The following is a 15,272-nucleotide window of genomic DNA, read 5'->3' on the forward strand; positions in this document are numbered from 1 at the left end:
CGCTAATTAATTCAATAAATACTGATCGAGATTGTTGATCAGGTTGGTTCTGACGCGGCTGGTATAAAGACAGATAAGGCCAGAGTCTTAAGCCTACCCGTGAAAACAAATTGTTCTTCTCGATTATGGATTAAGCAATAAGACAAAGTCAGCTAGTCTTGCTTGGCATCAGTCACTGAGTTACTGCCATGAAACCGCACTGGAAGTTGATAGCTTTTGAAATTATTTTAGAAATTATCCTAGAGATAGGGCCTGCAAGCCTCAGTATGCTGGCGGCGGTTTCCGAGTACTTGGTAGATTTATCAAATGTGGCTGGAAGAGATTCCGTTCAATTGTTAGTCAGCTCGATTAGACCGGAGATGAATCGCCGAGGGTATGTGATAGATTTAGCGCAATACAGTTTCACATCGCTTCCCCACGGTCAAACTAGCCAGACTTCAGAGCTGATACAAGGTCGTTTAAGTGCAATGCCTTCAGCAGCTTGCTTTTGCGAGGGATAGTACGACAGCAGTAAAGCAACCATCGCATTCCACTCTAAATCTGGAACTCTTCTATGTGCAAGGAGCAAAAAACTCCTTGATACTTAGCAATGCTGACGCCTATAATAGTTCTCAAGCGGAGGCAGAACATAAGCTTGAAACTAATCCTAGTTGCTCCCAACCCCTTATTGTGGGAAGCCTTTCGAGAGCATTTTAATCATTTACCTAATGTAGAAGTCGTTAATGACTATTTTGAGTGGTTGCCAGAGTTTGACTGTATGGTTAGCCCTGCCAACTCCTTTGGTTTGATGGATGGCGGGATTGATGCGGCGATTATTCGTTTTTTTGGTCAATCCTTGATGGATAGAGTGCAGCAGCGCATCCTGGAAGAGTATCTAGGGGAACAGCCTGTCGGCACCTCATTTATTGTGGAAACAGGTCATTCCAAACATCCCTTTCTCGCCCATACACCCACCATGCGAGTTCCCATGATTGTCGCAGGGACAGACATTCCCTATGTGGCGATGTGGGCAATGCTGCTAGCTGTTCGACGCCATAACCAACAGGCTAAGCACAAGATTCACACCATTGCCTGCCCTGGTTTAGGAACAGGAATTGGTCGGGTACCCTATCCTGAGGCAGCCAGAATGATGGCTTTAGCCTATGACCATTTCCTTTATCCACCCAAGTTGCTCAATTGCTTCGTAGCAGGCGAAAGACAACTTCAGATTTGGGAAGAAGGGAATTTAGGTGTTACGGAAAGACGACACCCGCCCCAGACTGTTTTATGATTGACCTGGAGACCGAGTTAGCCAAAGCATTTCATTCGATATCGAGGCAGCCTCGCTCTCTGAGAATTTCATCGCTTCGTATGGTGAGCCATTATGAAAAGGAATCGCCTCTGGGCAAAAACGCTGTTCTCAAAAGCGTTATCGCTTGGCGCTACACTCGCTCTAGTGGCGTTAGGAACTTGGGATCTTCCAGCTTTTGCCGGAAAGACTAACTTAGAAACTCAGTCCAGCGCTAATCCTCAAATCCTCGTTGCCCGACAACAACGTCAAGGGCGATGGATTGAAGTTGACCTCTCTGCTCAACGTGTAACCGCCTGGAATGGCAGAAAAAGGGTTCGCTCTTTCATGGTTTCAACCGGAAAGCGGCGCACACCGACTCGTCTGGGCACTTTTTCTGTTCAATCCAAGCACCGCTCAACTCGAATGCGTGGCCCAGGTTACAACGTACCCAATGTTCCTTACGTGATGTATTACTCTGGCGGCTATGCCCTGCATGGTGCCTACTGGCATAATCGCTTTGGTACGCCAGTCAGTCGTGGTTGCGTTAATTTGCGACCTGCTAGCGCTCGTTGGTTATATAACTGGGCACGCATCGGCACACCCGTGGTTGTTCGTCGATAGCTGAAATCCGTTTGAGGGAAACAACATGGAGGGGTGGGCATTGCCCACCTTGCCGTTCAACTTGCGTAAGTCCTGATGATTGCTAGACTCTTGGATTGAGCTACGGCACTTGTTCATGAACGTTCAATTTACTAGGCTTTGTCTCGACAAGCTGACGCACTAAGTTGGCTAATCGTACCCCACTATCCGCTACCGCGAGATCCGCCGTTTTTTGCGCCATAGTCTGCAATACTTGGGGTGACTGAAGTAAATGCAACACCTTGCTTTCCAACAGTTCAGGGGTCAATTCCGTCTGACGAAAAACCAACGCTGCTCCCGTCGTGGCAAAACTAGCAGCGTTAAAGGCTTGGTGGTCTTCCGCCGCAAACGGATAGGGAATTAAAATAGCAGGGGTTTGTGTAATCGCCAGTTCTGTTAATGAACCCGAACCTGCACGGCTAACCGCTAAATTGGCGCGTTGCAGTAGCCCTGCCATGTTGTGATAAAAAGGCAGAGAAACATATTGAGGATGCTGGAGTGATTGGGCGTCAGGGTCTTTCTCCCCGGTTAAATGCACAATCCAGGCACCGGCCTCAAACCAAGCTGGGGCACATTGACGCACCAGTTGATTGACTGCGATCGCACCTTGGGAACCCCCAACCACTACAATCAACGGTACGTCTTCAGGTATCGGCAATTCCAGCTTCTGGGGTGATTGAAAACTAGAGCGCACCGGTGTCCCCACATAGGCGGTGTTCACCTTGGGTAGGTATTTTGCCGTTGAGGCAAACCCCAGCGCCACACGAGTACATAGGGGACTAAACCAACGGGTGACTTTACCGGGGATGGCGTTCGATTCATGTAAAATCACGGGCAATCCTAGCATCCGTGCTGCAATAATTGCTGGTCCTGCAATGTAACCGCCTGTGGTAAAGACGGCATCAAATTGACCGGTTTTGAGAAGTCGTCGCACTTGGAGAATCGATGCGACAAGGCGTCCTAAGATTCGCACTGTACCTAGACCAAAACGCTGTTGAAAGCCTTCGACCGGAATTGTGTGGAGGGGGTATTGAGCGGGGACTAGCTCTCGTTCTAGGCGATCAGGGACACCAAGCCACTCAATTTTATAATCTTGTAGCTGGTCGGCGACGGCGATCGCGGGAAACAGATGCCCCCCAGTGCCGCTGGCAGCAATCAACAATCGAATCGGTGGGTGATGCAAGGTTTTTCGTTCTCCTACGGGCGGCTGTACTTTCCGTTAAAATCTAAAGATTAGCTGTAAGTTGATAATTTTAGTACCCTTCTGGAATAAGGTCTAATTATCTATATCTATATAAATTATTTCCTACGATTCCCCTAATACCCAATCCGGTCATTTTACTCCCTAGTGCAAGAAGGCAGAAGGCAGGAGGCAGGAGGCAGAAGGCGGGAGGCAGAAGGCAGGAGGCAGGAGGCAGAAGGCAGGAGGCAGTCTGACCCTAAAAAGGCCAGATCCATCATCCCTATTTTCTCTTCTGGATTTACTATAAATTTTTGCCAATCGAATTCGTACAGTCCCCAAGAGTGTGCTTCGGTAGATACCTGTACTTTCCCGTGAGGATACAGGTATAAGCTAAAGCGCATTTAACTTGCACATTCTAAACACAGGATAAAAGAGTTCAAATCCTCTCCCCTGTCCTCGTATGAGCTCCGGCCTTGCTCCCCCGCCGCCTCAACAAGCAAATGACATGCGTAACAGCTTAGCGAGGGGCTTTCCCTGAGTAAGCTAAAATCGAAAATCAGTTATAAAGTAACGAGTAGAGCCTCCCAGCTTCAATGAGACTGAATTGGCGTCTATGTAAACAAGCCCTAGTATTCTCTCAATGCACAATCCCCTAACTTCTATGCAAAAGCGCTCCCAATCCCTGATATCCTTTGCCAAGTCTCTGCCTGTGAGCTGGTCAGTGTTGTTTGTACTCACCGTAGGTCTTATCCTGGGATGGGCCAGGATTGTGCAAGCCGAAAGCCCCGAAACCGCACCTCCTCAGCTTAAAGATATCTTGACGCAAATCGATGCAGCCGCAAATCGTCGTGATGTTCCCGGTGTGATGCAGTTCTACGGTACTAATTTCAAACATTCCGATGGTTTGACACGCGCCTCCATGGAAAAAGCGATCAGTCAACTATGGCAGCACTACTCTCAGTTGAATTACCGTACAGAGCTCAAGGATTGGAAAAGTGAGGGCAATGGCATTGTGGCAGAAACGGTGACGTATATTACGGGCACAAAGCCGAGCAATGGTACGATGCTGAAACTCGAATCCACGTTGCGATCGCGCCAGCGCATTGAAAACCAGAAAATTGTGCAGCAGGAAATTTTGGGAGAGCGCACGCAACAAATGTCTGGTGCCAATCCGCCCAAGATTGAAGTACTGTTACCAGAGCAGGTGCGTCCCGGTCAGTCGTTTAACTTTGATGTGATTGTCCAGGAACCTGTGGGGGATAGTTTGCTACTAGGAGCGGCTTTAGAAGACACCATTAAGCCCGAACTCTATGCTAAGCCCAGTGAATTTAAGCTGGATTTATTACCCGCCGGTGGAATTTTCAAAATGGGTAAAGCCCCGACGAAACCCCAAGACCACTGGCTTTCGGCGGTGTTGGTGCGTAAGGATGGCATGACCATGGTGACGCAGCGCTTGCAGGTTGTGAATGGTTCCTCGAATTCAACCAAACCTGTCCGATAAAAGGCTTAAGGTGTTCAATCATTAGGGTGGTTTTTGTAAACATAGGTTCGGTGGAGGAGCGGAAGATAAATTTAGATATAAACTCTCCTCACCCTTCTTTAAATTTTCACCTTTAGGATGCTTTCCTCCATACAGGCTTTGGATGGCACTTCTTAGCACTGACCGGATCAGGGCTTACACAACTGTTTCTTGTCGCAAGTGTAAGAACCGCTATATTTATACCTAGAAAGAGGAGAAGGCGGGAAATATCTATTACTCCCGCAATGCATATCCCACACCGCGTACTGTGTGAATCAACCGCTTTTCGTTGTTTTCTTCCAGCTTCAGGCGTAGATAACGGATATAGACCTCAATGATGTTGGAATCTCCAAGGAAGTCATAACCCCAGACACGTTCTAAAATTTGGTCTCTAGTGAACACCTGACGGGGATTTGTGAGAAGATACTCCAATAAATCAAACTCTTTCGCCGTTAATTCGATCGCTCGTTTGCCTCGAAATACCTCACGAGTCCGACGATTCAGGCTCAAATCGTCAAACTGCAAAATATCCTCATTAATTTCTTGGGTGCGGCGCAAGTGGGCGCGAATTCTGGCAAGAAGTTCCTCAATACTAAAGGGTTTGACCACATAGTCATCAGCCCCAGCGTCCAAACCGGCAACGCGATCGCTCACCTCATCCTTTGCCGTCAACAAAATGACTGGCACTTTGTTACCCGTTGCCCTGAGACGGCGACAGAGTTCCACCCCAGTTAACCCTGGCAGCATCCAATCTAAAATAGCTAAATCTGGCGCAGACTCTCGTGCCAAGGTCAATCCTGACATTCCATCATGTGCAACACTTACGTGATAGCCTTCACTACTGAGTTCTAGCTCCACGAATCGCGCCAGTTTAACTTCATCTTCAACTAGAAGAATATGTGTTGTCATCATTCTGCTTCCATTTTGCCTAGCCCTATCAAGTTGCTAAGAGCAGTCCTTAGTACTCAGCGATGCACTACCAGCGTTTTGATAGATCGGTAGTGCATCAGGCTGATAAGCTTAATACTTTACAGGCAAAGCTGACTAACTACTTTTACTTAACTTCACTGGCTAAAAACGCGGTAACTTTGCCCTGCTTCACCGCGACGACTACATCATAAGTCGCACAGTAGGCAAACGTTACATTGTTGGCTTTGTTGTAAAGGTTAACCACCATGCCCGCTCCACCAGGCTGAACGGCGATTGGTTCTAGATCACCATAGAAGAAACGACGAAGTTGATCACCACCACCAATCTGACCTTTATTCTTGGTGATTAACTCAATTTTCTGTTGAGCCGTCATTATTTCTGCGGCTTCTGCCTGGACGAGTTGAGGGTTAATGGCTTTTAACGGAGCATTCCAAACTGTAACCATACCAGCCAAAGCAACACTTGTAAGTAGAAGAGAAGTCAGTTTCATTTTGTTACTCCGAATGTCACAATATAGAGGGTTTTCCAAGGGACTCTTGGTGTGTTTACTGAAGTCGGATGAGTGGCATTGACCAAGACGGACAAACAACTTGAGATTGATTAGGGCATTAAGCAGAAAAATCACGACTTCAATTTGTCAATCTTGTGTCATCTCAACTCATCAAAGTATCCCTGCTGACACTGAAGCTCCTCTGAAACAAAGCCCCGACTTTCCTGAATTTATTCGTTTGGATCACTCAGTTTAAACTCAGCATTTTCTCAGATAATTGTGCTGACCATTCATATCCCACAGTACATTACGAAGACTAAGTAGGAATGTTTGGGGTTAGGTCAGTAAGGTAAGTATAAATGTACTACCTTGGCCGGGTTTTGATTGAACGGTAATACTACCACCCATTCCTTCCACCAGTGTTTTCACAATGGCTAAACCCAAACCATGACCCCCGCTCATACGGGAACGGGCTTCATCCACACGGTAGAAGCGCTCAAAAATACGGGTTTGCTCTTGTAATGGAATGCCTATTCCGTGATCGCACACTTGAATCACGGCCTGCCTATTTGCGCGTTCCAGCTTTAAGATAATTGGCTGCTCGGACTCAGAGTATTTCACCGCATTGTCAACTAAATTAATTAAAACCTGTTTCAGGCGATCGCGATCCGCCATGGCCTCAATTTCGGTACTCGCCTTAACTGTAACCAAGCGATCGCTAAATTTTTCGGTCATCCCTGCCACTTCTGCAACCAAGTCATTGAGTACCAGCGATTCCATCTGAAAATGCATAGAACCACTGTCTGCTCGTGCCAGCTCTAGTAAATTTTGCAGCAGGCGTACCGTGCGATCGGCTTCAGATGCCGCCGTTTCCAAAGCCTCTTGCTGATAATCGTTTAAGTTTGTGCTGCGTCGCAACACACTTTGCAGGTAGCCAACTACCACCGTTAAGGGGGTTCGTAACTCGTGAGAAACATTACTCACAAACTGGCGCTGTTGCTCCCAGGCATCAAAAAGCCGAGACAGCATCATGTTGAAAGTTTGAGCCAGTTCTTTCACTTCACTGGGGGCATGACGTAATTGCAGTTTTGCCTCTCCCAAGTCTTTAGCTGAGATGACACCTGCCATTTGACTCATATCTTGAAGGGGTTGGAGCGATCGCCGAATCCGAAAGGCAATTAACGCCATCATCATGATCGTTGCCAGGATACAAACGATGGCGAGGCTTCCAATTGCTGCAATTAATTGACGCTGATCCTGGGTCACATCCTGCGCCATGTACACCTTACCCAGCATCATCCCTTTAACAGTTACCGGACTTTCACACAGAATTAGATATCGATCTCTTACTTTGTAAACTTGAGGCTGGAGTGGCATCTCGGCGAGGGACATCAATTCAGCCGTTGCGGTGAATGAATGAGTCAAGCTTGTTGATTGAGCGAGTAGCTTACCATCTGAACTTTTGACCCAGATTAGCAAGCCCGGTACTGCCACATTGTTAATAGTCTTTTGTACCCCAGCTTTGAGGGATAGCATCTCACTGTAGAGTTCAACATCATGGGAAAAGCGAGCCGCGATGTATTCTACATTCTGTTGATGGGTTGCCATCAAAATCTGCTGCATTTTCCAACTTGTCCAGATAGCAACGCTGCCCAAGCCTAAAACAAACAAAGCAGCAATTTCTGTCGTCAGACGAAACTGGAGCGAAGTTGGATCGAGGTGTCTTCGCTTAACTGAACTGATTGCCTTCCACAATCTGCTAATCCGTTGCATTGGAAGCTAGAAAGGAGCTGTTCATCAAATAAACCTGATTACAAATTTCAGCGATAGAACGTTTTTGTCTACACGTAATACCATTTTGGTTTAACTTTGACACATATCCTAATGGCTTCCCCATTGATTAGGGGGTTAGGGAGGTGTGAAATGTGATAATCATAAAGCCAATTGGTATAATATATCCACTGTAGTAGAGTTGTTTTCTGTAAAATGATATAGCTCTAAGGGAAGCATTAATTTTTGCTGAGAAAACTGAAATTCAAAGGCTAGAGCGTGTCTACAAGCTCAGGTATCCTATCGAATGTGACGAGAGATTACTTAACAGACTAATAGTGAGATGAGAATTGCTGTAGAGGGTCAAAGCCTCAAACTTTCCCCTGAACCCTGGTTAGCTGTTAATCTTTCGATGTTTTTCCCAGGGGTAGGACAGTTATACGTTGGTGAGAGGGTCAGGGGACTGGGATTTTTATCCAGTCAACTAATACTGATTGCGATCGCGGCTTGGTCTATATTCAGTCCTAACGGCAATACGGTGACTGGGATGATCTGTGTATTCCCCATTACCGCCATCTATATCTTGAATCTATTTGATGCCTATTTCTGTGCGAGGAGGCAGTTAAATATTCAAGTATCTGAAAAAATTCCCCGCATTAACAAAGACCCCTGGTTTGCGGTTTTCCTATCCCGAATCTTACCAGGTCTAGGTCAACTATATCTGGAAAAAGCCATTTTGGGCGGCTTTCTCCTTTCATTAATTATTATTTGTTCCACTCTTGCTAATATTTTCTCTCATCTCGTCGTATTTATTCCGATCATCTCAGCGGTGGCTTGTTACGATGCGTTTATGGGTTTTCCCAAGCCTAAAAGATCAAAGCGGCATCTCATTACTCTCATTGCTATATTCGTCCTTGGGGTTGGACTCATCAGCAACTATTTTCCCCTGTTGATTGAGAAAAATATTGAACTTTTCGAGATACCCAGTAAGTCGATGTTACCGACGCTTGAGGTAGGAGACCGAATCTTTGTTCACAAATCCAGTCTTTACTCCCCACACCGGGGAGACATGATCGTCTTTCGAGTCCCTGACTCAGTAAAAAGCCTGGACATGGACAATCAGCTCAACAATAATGAAGCCGAATATTTCATTAAGCGCGTAATTGGTCAACCGGGGCAAATCATTAGCATCACCAACGGTATGGTTTATATTAACAACCAACCGCTACAAGAAGCCTATATTGCAGAACCTCCCATCTATGAGTTGGCACCGCAAGTCGTGCCGACTGACTCTTACTTTGTCATGGGTGACAATCGCAACAACAGCTTTGATTCCCACATTTGGGGATTTTTACAACAGGGCTATATTGTGGGTAAAGCCTACAAAATTTACTGGCCACCCCAACGAATTCAGTCCCTTTTGACCAGTCATTAGTCATTCCTTAAAATCTCAACCCCACGCCGCCTTGAACGGAAACGGCTGTTCCTCCCCCATTGCGATAGGCGTCGAAGGCAATAATTGCATTGCCAAACAGAACGGTATTGCTATTGGGGACAACGTAATCGACGCCCGGTTGTAGTGCAAAGCTGGTCTTATCGCCCACGGGTGAAGGTGTATCCCCACTCGCAAAGGCAGCTCCAACTCCTAGGTAAGCATCGGTTTGCCAGTTGATGGGCACATCATAGGAAATCGTGGGCACAACAGCGGTGCCAGAGCCAATCAAAGCTTGTGCTCGCAGAGATAAGGGAAGTTCTAAGAGTTTGTAGCGTACAGCCAGCACTCCACCGATTTGCCGACCATTGCCTTGGGGGCCGTCGTTAATCCCAAAGGTCGCTCCAGCACCCACATAACTGCCATAGGCGGCCTGAGCGGATGCGGGTTGTGCGATTGCTCCAAGACCTGCGACAGTCGCCAAACATCCTAACATCATGCCTGTTACTCTAACCGACAAGTCTTTTAGACAAACCATTGCCTTTCCCCTCACCACGTATATAGCTGAATACTGGGTTTGAGCAGATTTTAGCCTAATTTATGGGTAAACCCTATTTTGGATGGCTAAAAAAATAAGGTGGGCATTGCCCACCTTACTGTTGTTAATATTTGATTCCTTCGTACTTTGCACAGACAGTACTGAAAGAGACATTACCCGATGACATCGGCTGGCTCTATCGTTTCTTGAGGCTCCACTGACTGTTTAAAGGCAAAGCGTAATAAAGGGGGTGCCAAGAAGGTTGTCAAAATGACCATAATAATCATCGCCGCTTGCAAAGGTTTATCCAGAACACCACTGGCGGCACCGATCCCCGCAAAAACTAACCCGACTTCGCCCCGTGGAATCATGCCCACGCCAACTGCCAAGCGGTTAATTCCAGCTTGTCCAAAGACTGACCAACCCGTGACAACTTTGCCGATAATCGCAACCACGATTAAGAAGGTGGCGATAATTAATCCCTCTCGATTCTCAGGAACAATAGGATTGAGAACACCTAAATCAACTTTGGCACCGACAGTGACAAAGAAAATCGGCACCAGGATATCGGCGATGGGCTTAACCTGCTGATCGAGTTCTTTGCGTTTATCGGTTTCATCCAAAACTAAGCCGGCTGCAAATGCGCCTAAGATTGCTTCTAAATGAATGGCATTTCCTAGAAAAGCCATGAAGAATGCGAAAATAAATGCGGGGATAACCAGGTTTCCTCGTGTTTGCAATTTATTAGCGACAGCAACAAAGCTTTGATTGAAGAATTTACCCAGTAGAATCGAACCGATTAAAAAGACAGTGGCGCTGACAATCAAATAAATGACGTTGAAAACATCCACCTCGCCCGTTTTAGCAAGGCTGGCAACAACAGCCAACACGATGATACCTAAGATATCATCAATGACGGCAGCACCCACGATAATCTGACCTTCTCTGGATTTAAGCTGCCCAAGTTCTGACAAAACTTTGGAGGTAATCCCAATACTAGTCGCGGTCAGAGCCGCACCTGCAAAAATCGCGGGAATGGCTGGAGTATGAAAGAAAAACATCAACCCTGCTGTACCCGCCGCAAACGGAACAGTTACCCCGACAAAAGCGACAACGGCGGCTTGATAGCCAACTTTCGTGAGTTCTTTTAAGTCCGATTCCAGACCGATTTCAAACAGGAGAATAATTACACCCAATTCGGCAAGAATCGAAATGGCTTCACTTTGACTTTGGAAGATGGATGTGACGGAATCAGGCGTGAGGTTGTTAATAAATTGCAGGATGGTCATGATCAGCGAGTCGGAGGCGATCGCACCACTGTCGGGAAACACCACCAAATGTAGGGCGGAAGCACCGACTACCACACCACCAAGCAATTCACCCAAAACGGGAGGCAAGTCCATCATCCTAGACAACTCGCCGCCAATTTTACTGGCTAGATAAATGACAACTAAACTTAGCAGTACGCCCGTAAGGACAATAGGAGCATTTTCGGCTTCGGTTGCGGTTGCTAATAAGGTTGGTTGCAACCCATGAGTGAGCGAGGTTACCCAAGTTACTGAATTAACGATTGGTTCTGAAAAAATCATGTTCTCCGTTTGTTGTAATGATTAGCATTTGGACTTTCCCAGGTTTTGCCTGGGGACACGCAAGCTCAAGAAATAAAAGGAGTGGTTTTCAAACGTAGAACAGGCATCTTGCCTGTTCTACAGCAAGAGTTAGCATGATTGGGTTAGGCTTGATACCCGTATGTATCAACGTCATTCGCCTGGGAGCGATAGACGTTAGCACCAGTAGTATTTATACCGACGGCATTAGGATTAACTAAAGCAACGGCTTGCTTGAGCGCCTCTACACGATCAACGAAGAAGTTATGTTGAGGAACGAATCTGGAAATTCCAAATTTTTCTAAACGCTGTTTAACTTTGCCTGCTGCACCGACGATAAACACCTGGCGGCCTTGTTCGCTGGCATCCTTGATGGCATTTTCGATTGCCAGAGATGCTGTCACGCCCAACATTGGTACATCGCTCAGATCCAGAATCAGCACATCGGAGTCTGCCATTGCTGAATGTTCACGAGCGATCGCTTTGGAAACCCCGAAGATCATGGGTCCGCTCAAGTAGAAGAGCAGGATACGTCCATTCGCTTGATCGAGTAATTGCTTCTCTTCATCGTTCAAGATAATGGCATCATCAGCATCGGTAATCGTCTTCACCTCCTGAGATCGCAATGCGGAAAGACGCTCGATCGTGAGAATGTTGGCAATAAAGACTCCAACGCCGACGGCAACAATCAGGTCAACAAATACGGTGAGGAACAACACACCGTACATAATCAGTGTGCCCTTCAGGGATACCTTGTGAGCGCGTTTCAGGAAGCTCCAGTCGAGAATGTCAATCCCCACCTTGAGAGCAATACCCGCTAACACTGCCATGGGAATGCTTTGGGTTAAACCGGCGGCCCACAACACGACAATCATTAAGATTAGCGCACGAGTGATACCCGATAAAGCTGTGCTAGCACCAGTCTGAATGTTAACAACTGTTCCCATCGTGGCACCCGCACCCGGTAGTCCACCACATAAACCAGATATGAGGTTACCGATCCCTTGACCAATTAATTCCTTATCAGATTTGTGTTCCGTGCGAGTCAAACTGTCGGCAATTACAGCGGTGAGCAAGGTATCAATACAACCCAACATCCCTAGCATTGCCGCATCTACAAACATCACAACCATTTGAGATGCCGAGAAAGTGGGCATTTGCAAGGTTGGCAGCCCCATTGGGATTTCGCCAATCCGTCTGATGTCAGCATTCCCGAAGAAAACGAGAGAAATTATAGTGACACCAACTAATGCCACGAGTTGGGGTGGAGCAAAGCGCTTAATTTTGGCTGGCATTAAGAAAATAATTGCCAACGTCATCGCGCCCAAAGCTGTTTCCGCAGGATTAATATTGGATAACAGCTGCGGCAGATTTTGCACCATCCCCAACACGCCACCTTTAGGGTTTGGTTGTCCCACAAAAGGTGCAATCTGTAGGATGATCAGGATGACTCCAATCCCAGACATAAAGCCGGAGATTACGCTGTAAGGCATGAGCGTAATGTATTTTCCCAGCTTAAATATCCCCAACACGATTTGAAATATTCCAGACAGCATAACTACGGTAAATGCCATAGCTAAGCCGTTTTCTGGGTTATTTGCCACCATGGAACTGACGATCGCAGTCATGACTACAGTCATCGGTCCGGTTGGCTCAGAAATCAGAGTTGGCGTACCACCAAACAATGCTGCAAAAAAGCCGACGCAAACAGCGCCATAAAGACCAGCCACAGGGCCAGCACCCGAAGCAACACCGAACGCCAACGCTAACGGTAAGGAAACGATCGCAGCCGTTAAACCACCAAATAAATCCCCTCTTAGGTTTCTGAAATGGATAGTATTGGTCAATGACATATTGGGTTCATTGGATACAAGGACAGAAAAATGCTGATTTACAAAAAGTGTGTCTACTTTGAGTAAATTACATTTTTTACAAGCATGAAATTCAGCAAGCCAAAAATGCCTTGCTAAAGGCTAGCCCTCCTTCCTAAAGGCTAAGCCGCTATGGTGTGAATCTCAATTAGAGAAAGCTTTGTTGAAAACAGGTCACCCAGGGGGCTATGAATTTTTACCTAAATTTTAGGGATTTCTTGTGAACCGTTATTGGGTTTGCTTAGAAATAGCTTACAACGTTTAAAACCAATATTCTTCCCTAATATCGATAGTTGTTAAAATAATCTTAAATGAAGATCATAGATAAAAGCTTATATAGCTTCAAGCACTCATAAGTATAAGTAAAGCTTTTTGGTAAACTTGCCGTTGCTGAAACTGCCGACTGAGGAGACAATCCGTTTGGCGGTGGCTTTGAGTACGGTGCTATCAGGGCTTTTCCCGCCGACTGTCTGGGATGGGCTGGGCTAAGGTATCCCGCTTCAGGCTGTGAGAAGACGTGATCGTAGAGGAGGGTGGCAAGCCTAGTGCGATCCGCTAGCGTCACGCCGACGATCGTGCTACGCTAACGTCGCTACCGCTACAAACAGAGGAGATGCCAAAAGCGATCGCTTATCGGACTGTGACAGTCAATGTCAAATCGCTCATACCCCAGACTTCAAGGAACCGACTAAATAACCGTTCACTGGCTGAGGTCATATCTCCATCCGGTCCAATAATTCCACCCTCGATCAGCCTACCTCCATCGGTTTGCAAATCCAAGCGCAATTCACCCTCGTCGTCTTTGTGAAGAATTAGGCTTCCCCTAGCCAAGACTTGCCCCGCACGACTACTAATGGCACACCGCATAATTGAAGTTTCTCCTGCTTGAAATAACATCCTTAATCATCATGCCAGGATATTTGCGGTGATAGAGCAACACTATCTCTCGCCGTAAGCCCAAATCACATTCTGCGCTACTGGAGAAGTCTCGTAGGAGATGGTGATCGCAGTGATACGATCAAAGCGATTGTCTATCGATTGGTTTATCTCAACACCATAAAGCTTTAGGGTCAATTATGCGATCGCCTATTTTTATCGGTTGGGTTAACCGAGGTAACCCAACATCAGCTTTTGGCATAGTTTTGAAATAAATCCATTAAAGTTTGAGTATTTTCTCCCGGTTTACCTTGAGAGATATGTAACTCATCAATTTGAACCACGGGCATTATCTCTTTAGTCGAAGAGGTGATAAACGCTTCATCACAATGATTTAACTGGCTGTAAGCAATCGATTGTTCAACGATTTCAAATCTATCTTTAGCCAGTTCCAAAATCACGTCCCTTGTGATTCCATTCAAAATACCTTCTTTCGGCGTAAGGAGTTGAGAACCTCGGAAAACAAAGAAATTTGTCGTTGTTCCTTCCAATACATCACCCTGGGAATTCACATATAGTGCTTCAACTGCATTCGTTTGTTTGGCTTGTTGGAGTGCTCCAATCGCCGAGATATAATTCAGGCTTTTTGCTTTCGGAATGAACCGTTCTATGGGTACAGTAATCACTTTTATCCCTTGTTCATAGTATTCCTGGGGATATTCAGAAACAGGAGTGACAATCACCATTAGACTCGGTTGACCCAAAGGTGTAATAAAGTCAGCGGAAGCACCACCCGTTACGACAATCCGAATATTAGCTTCAGCAAGATGATTGTGTGTGAGTGTATTTTGCGTGATCTCTTCGATTTCTGCGCTTGACCACGGTAAACTTAAGCCAATTAATTTTGCTGAATTTTGCAGCCTTTGAATATGTTCTGTGAGTTTAAAGGGTACTCCATTATAAGTGCGGAGAAAATCAAAGATTCCATACCCTCGGACAATGCCTAAATCATTGAGGGGCAGGCAAGCCTGATCGAAGGAAACATATTTCCCATTAAGGTAGCAGATCGGTTGAGTCATTTTCTATTAGGATACGTCTTTGTGAATCCAAGAATATGTTTAATCATCATCTCATGAGCTCAAACTCT

14 protein-coding genes are annotated in these 15,272 nt (G+C 46.2%); 5 read left to right on the forward strand and 9 right to left on the reverse strand.

Translation table 11 applies throughout. The features are described 5' to 3' along the window. Positions 1-188: 188 nt before the first annotated feature. The 3 genes from MIC7113_RS16865 (at position 189) to MIC7113_RS16875 (ending at position 1,891) form a co-directional block, all read left to right on the forward strand. Positions 189-500, forward strand: coding sequence for a hypothetical protein (locus MIC7113_RS16865; RefSeq protein WP_015183372.1), 312 nt, complete (start codon positions 189-191; stop codon positions 498-500). A gap of 134 nt (positions 501-634) precedes the next feature. Continuing rightward, positions 635-1,270: a macro domain-containing protein gene (locus tag MIC7113_RS16870; protein WP_041780104.1), complete on the forward strand. Its 636-nt coding sequence runs from the start codon at positions 635-637 to the stop codon at positions 1,268-1,270. Between the two features lie 93 nt (positions 1,271-1,363). Next, the gene (locus MIC7113_RS16875) at positions 1,364-1,891 is read left to right on the forward strand and encodes a L,D-transpeptidase (protein ID WP_015183374.1); all 528 of its coding nucleotides are present in this window, start codon (positions 1,364-1,366) and stop codon (positions 1,889-1,891) included. A 100-nt stretch (positions 1,892-1,991) separates the two neighbouring features. Here the strand turns inward: MIC7113_RS16875 and murG are convergent, their stop codons facing one another. Beyond that, positions 1,992-3,092, reverse strand: coding sequence for an undecaprenyldiphospho-muramoylpentapeptide beta-N-acetylglucosaminyltransferase (gene murG, locus MIC7113_RS16880; protein ID WP_015183375.1), 1,101 nt, complete (start codon positions 3,090-3,092; stop codon positions 1,992-1,994). Between the two features lie 661 nt (positions 3,093-3,753). Between murG and MIC7113_RS16885 the strand changes: the two genes are divergently transcribed. Further along, complete coding sequence (locus MIC7113_RS16885) at positions 3,754-4,593, forward strand: hypothetical protein (RefSeq protein ID WP_015183376.1); 840 nt, start codon at positions 3,754-3,756, stop codon at positions 4,591-4,593. Positions 4,594-4,845: 252 nt separating this feature from the next. Here the strand turns inward: MIC7113_RS16885 and MIC7113_RS16890 are convergent, their stop codons facing one another. The 3 genes from MIC7113_RS16890 to MIC7113_RS16900 all read right to left on the reverse strand — a co-directional run bounded on the left by MIC7113_RS16890 (position 4,846) and on the right by MIC7113_RS16900 (position 7,804). After that, positions 4,846-5,520 carry a response regulator transcription factor gene (locus MIC7113_RS16890; protein ID WP_015183377.1) on the reverse strand — a complete coding sequence of 225 codons (675 nt, stop codon included), beginning with the start codon at positions 5,518-5,520 and terminating at the stop codon, positions 4,846-4,848. 145 nt (positions 5,521-5,665) lie between these two features. Then, positions 5,666-6,031, reverse strand: coding sequence for a hypothetical protein (locus MIC7113_RS16895; protein WP_015183378.1), 366 nt, complete (start codon positions 6,029-6,031; stop codon positions 5,666-5,668). Positions 6,032-6,367: 336 nt separating this feature from the next. Then, positions 6,368-7,804, reverse strand: coding sequence for a sensor histidine kinase (locus tag MIC7113_RS16900; protein WP_015183379.1), 1,437 nt, complete (start codon positions 7,802-7,804; stop codon positions 6,368-6,370). A gap of 340 nt (positions 7,805-8,144) precedes the next feature. On the opposite strand from MIC7113_RS16900, the gene lepB reads away from it, so the two are divergent. Then, complete coding sequence (gene lepB / locus MIC7113_RS16905; RefSeq protein ID WP_015183380.1) at positions 8,145-9,236, forward strand: signal peptidase I; 1,092 nt, start codon at positions 8,145-8,147, stop codon at positions 9,234-9,236. A 7-nt stretch (positions 9,237-9,243) separates the two neighbouring features. Here lepB and MIC7113_RS16910 read toward each other — a convergent pair whose 3' ends face one another. The 5 genes from MIC7113_RS16910 to MIC7113_RS16930 form a co-directional block, all read right to left on the reverse strand. Further along, positions 9,244-9,732: a hypothetical protein gene (locus MIC7113_RS16910; protein WP_041780105.1), complete on the reverse strand. Its 489-nt coding sequence runs from the start codon at positions 9,730-9,732 to the stop codon at positions 9,244-9,246. A gap of 212 nt (positions 9,733-9,944) precedes the next feature. Next, the gene (locus MIC7113_RS16915; RefSeq protein ID WP_015183382.1) at positions 9,945-11,360 is read right to left on the reverse strand and encodes a cation:proton antiporter; all 1,416 of its coding nucleotides are present in this window, start codon (positions 11,358-11,360) and stop codon (positions 9,945-9,947) included. A 143-nt stretch (positions 11,361-11,503) separates the two neighbouring features. After that, on the reverse strand, positions 11,504-13,231 hold the full coding sequence (bicA, locus tag MIC7113_RS16920) for a bicarbonate transporter BicA (RefSeq protein WP_015183383.1): 1,728 nt from the start codon (positions 13,229-13,231) through the stop codon (positions 11,504-11,506). 648 nt (positions 13,232-13,879) lie between these two features. Continuing rightward, entirely contained in the window at positions 13,880-14,116 is a 237-nt protein-coding gene (locus MIC7113_RS16925; protein ID WP_015183384.1) for a hypothetical protein, read from the reverse strand. Between the two features lie 257 nt (positions 14,117-14,373). Continuing rightward, on the reverse strand, positions 14,374-15,204 hold the full coding sequence (locus MIC7113_RS16930; RefSeq protein ID WP_015183385.1) for an aminotransferase class IV: 831 nt from the start codon (positions 15,202-15,204) through the stop codon (positions 14,374-14,376). Positions 15,205-15,272 lie beyond the last annotated feature (68 nt).

Source organism: Allocoleopsis franciscana PCC 7113, assembly GCF_000317515.1.
Taxonomy (GTDB): Bacteria; Cyanobacteriota; Cyanobacteriia; order Cyanobacteriales; family Coleofasciculaceae; genus Allocoleopsis; species Allocoleopsis franciscana.

What these genes read in the sequence shown, in the direction of transcription:
- MIC7113_RS16865 (WP_015183372.1), top strand. Translation starts at nt 189, where the DNA reads ATGAAACCGCACTGGAAGTTGATAGCTTTTGAAATTATTTTAGAAATT.
- MIC7113_RS16875 (WP_015183374.1), top strand. Translation starts at nt 1,364, where the DNA reads ATGAAAAGGAATCGCCTCTGGGCAAAAACGCTGTTCTCAAAAGCGTTA.
- MIC7113_RS16885 (WP_015183376.1), top strand. Translation starts at nt 3,754, where the DNA reads ATGCAAAAGCGCTCCCAATCCCTGATATCCTTTGCCAAGTCTCTGCCT.
- MIC7113_RS16890 (WP_015183377.1), bottom strand. Translation starts at nt 5,520, where the DNA reads ATGACAACACATATTCTTCTAGTTGAAGATGAAGTTAAACTGGCGCGA.
- MIC7113_RS16895 (WP_015183378.1), bottom strand. Translation starts at nt 6,031, where the DNA reads ATGAAACTGACTTCTCTTCTACTTACAAGTGTTGCTTTGGCTGGTATG.
- MIC7113_RS16900 (WP_015183379.1), bottom strand. Translation starts at nt 7,804, where the DNA reads ATGCAACGGATTAGCAGATTGTGGAAGGCAATCAGTTCAGTTAAGCGA.
- lepB (WP_015183380.1), top strand. Translation starts at nt 8,145, where the DNA reads ATGAGAATTGCTGTAGAGGGTCAAAGCCTCAAACTTTCCCCTGAACCC.
- MIC7113_RS16910 (WP_041780105.1), bottom strand. Translation starts at nt 9,732, where the DNA reads ATGATGTTAGGATGTTTGGCGACTGTCGCAGGTCTTGGAGCAATCGCA.
- MIC7113_RS16915 (WP_015183382.1), bottom strand. Translation starts at nt 11,360, where the DNA reads ATGATTTTTTCAGAACCAATCGTTAATTCAGTAACTTGGGTAACCTCG.
- bicA (WP_015183383.1), bottom strand. Translation starts at nt 13,231, where the DNA reads ATGTCATTGACCAATACTATCCATTTCAGAAACCTAAGAGGGGATTTA.
- MIC7113_RS16925 (WP_015183384.1), bottom strand. Translation starts at nt 14,116, where the DNA reads ATGCGGTGTGCCATTAGTAGTCGTGCGGGGCAAGTCTTGGCTAGGGGA.
- MIC7113_RS16930 (WP_015183385.1), bottom strand. Translation starts at nt 15,204, where the DNA reads ATGACTCAACCGATCTGCTACCTTAATGGGAAATATGTTTCCTTCGAT.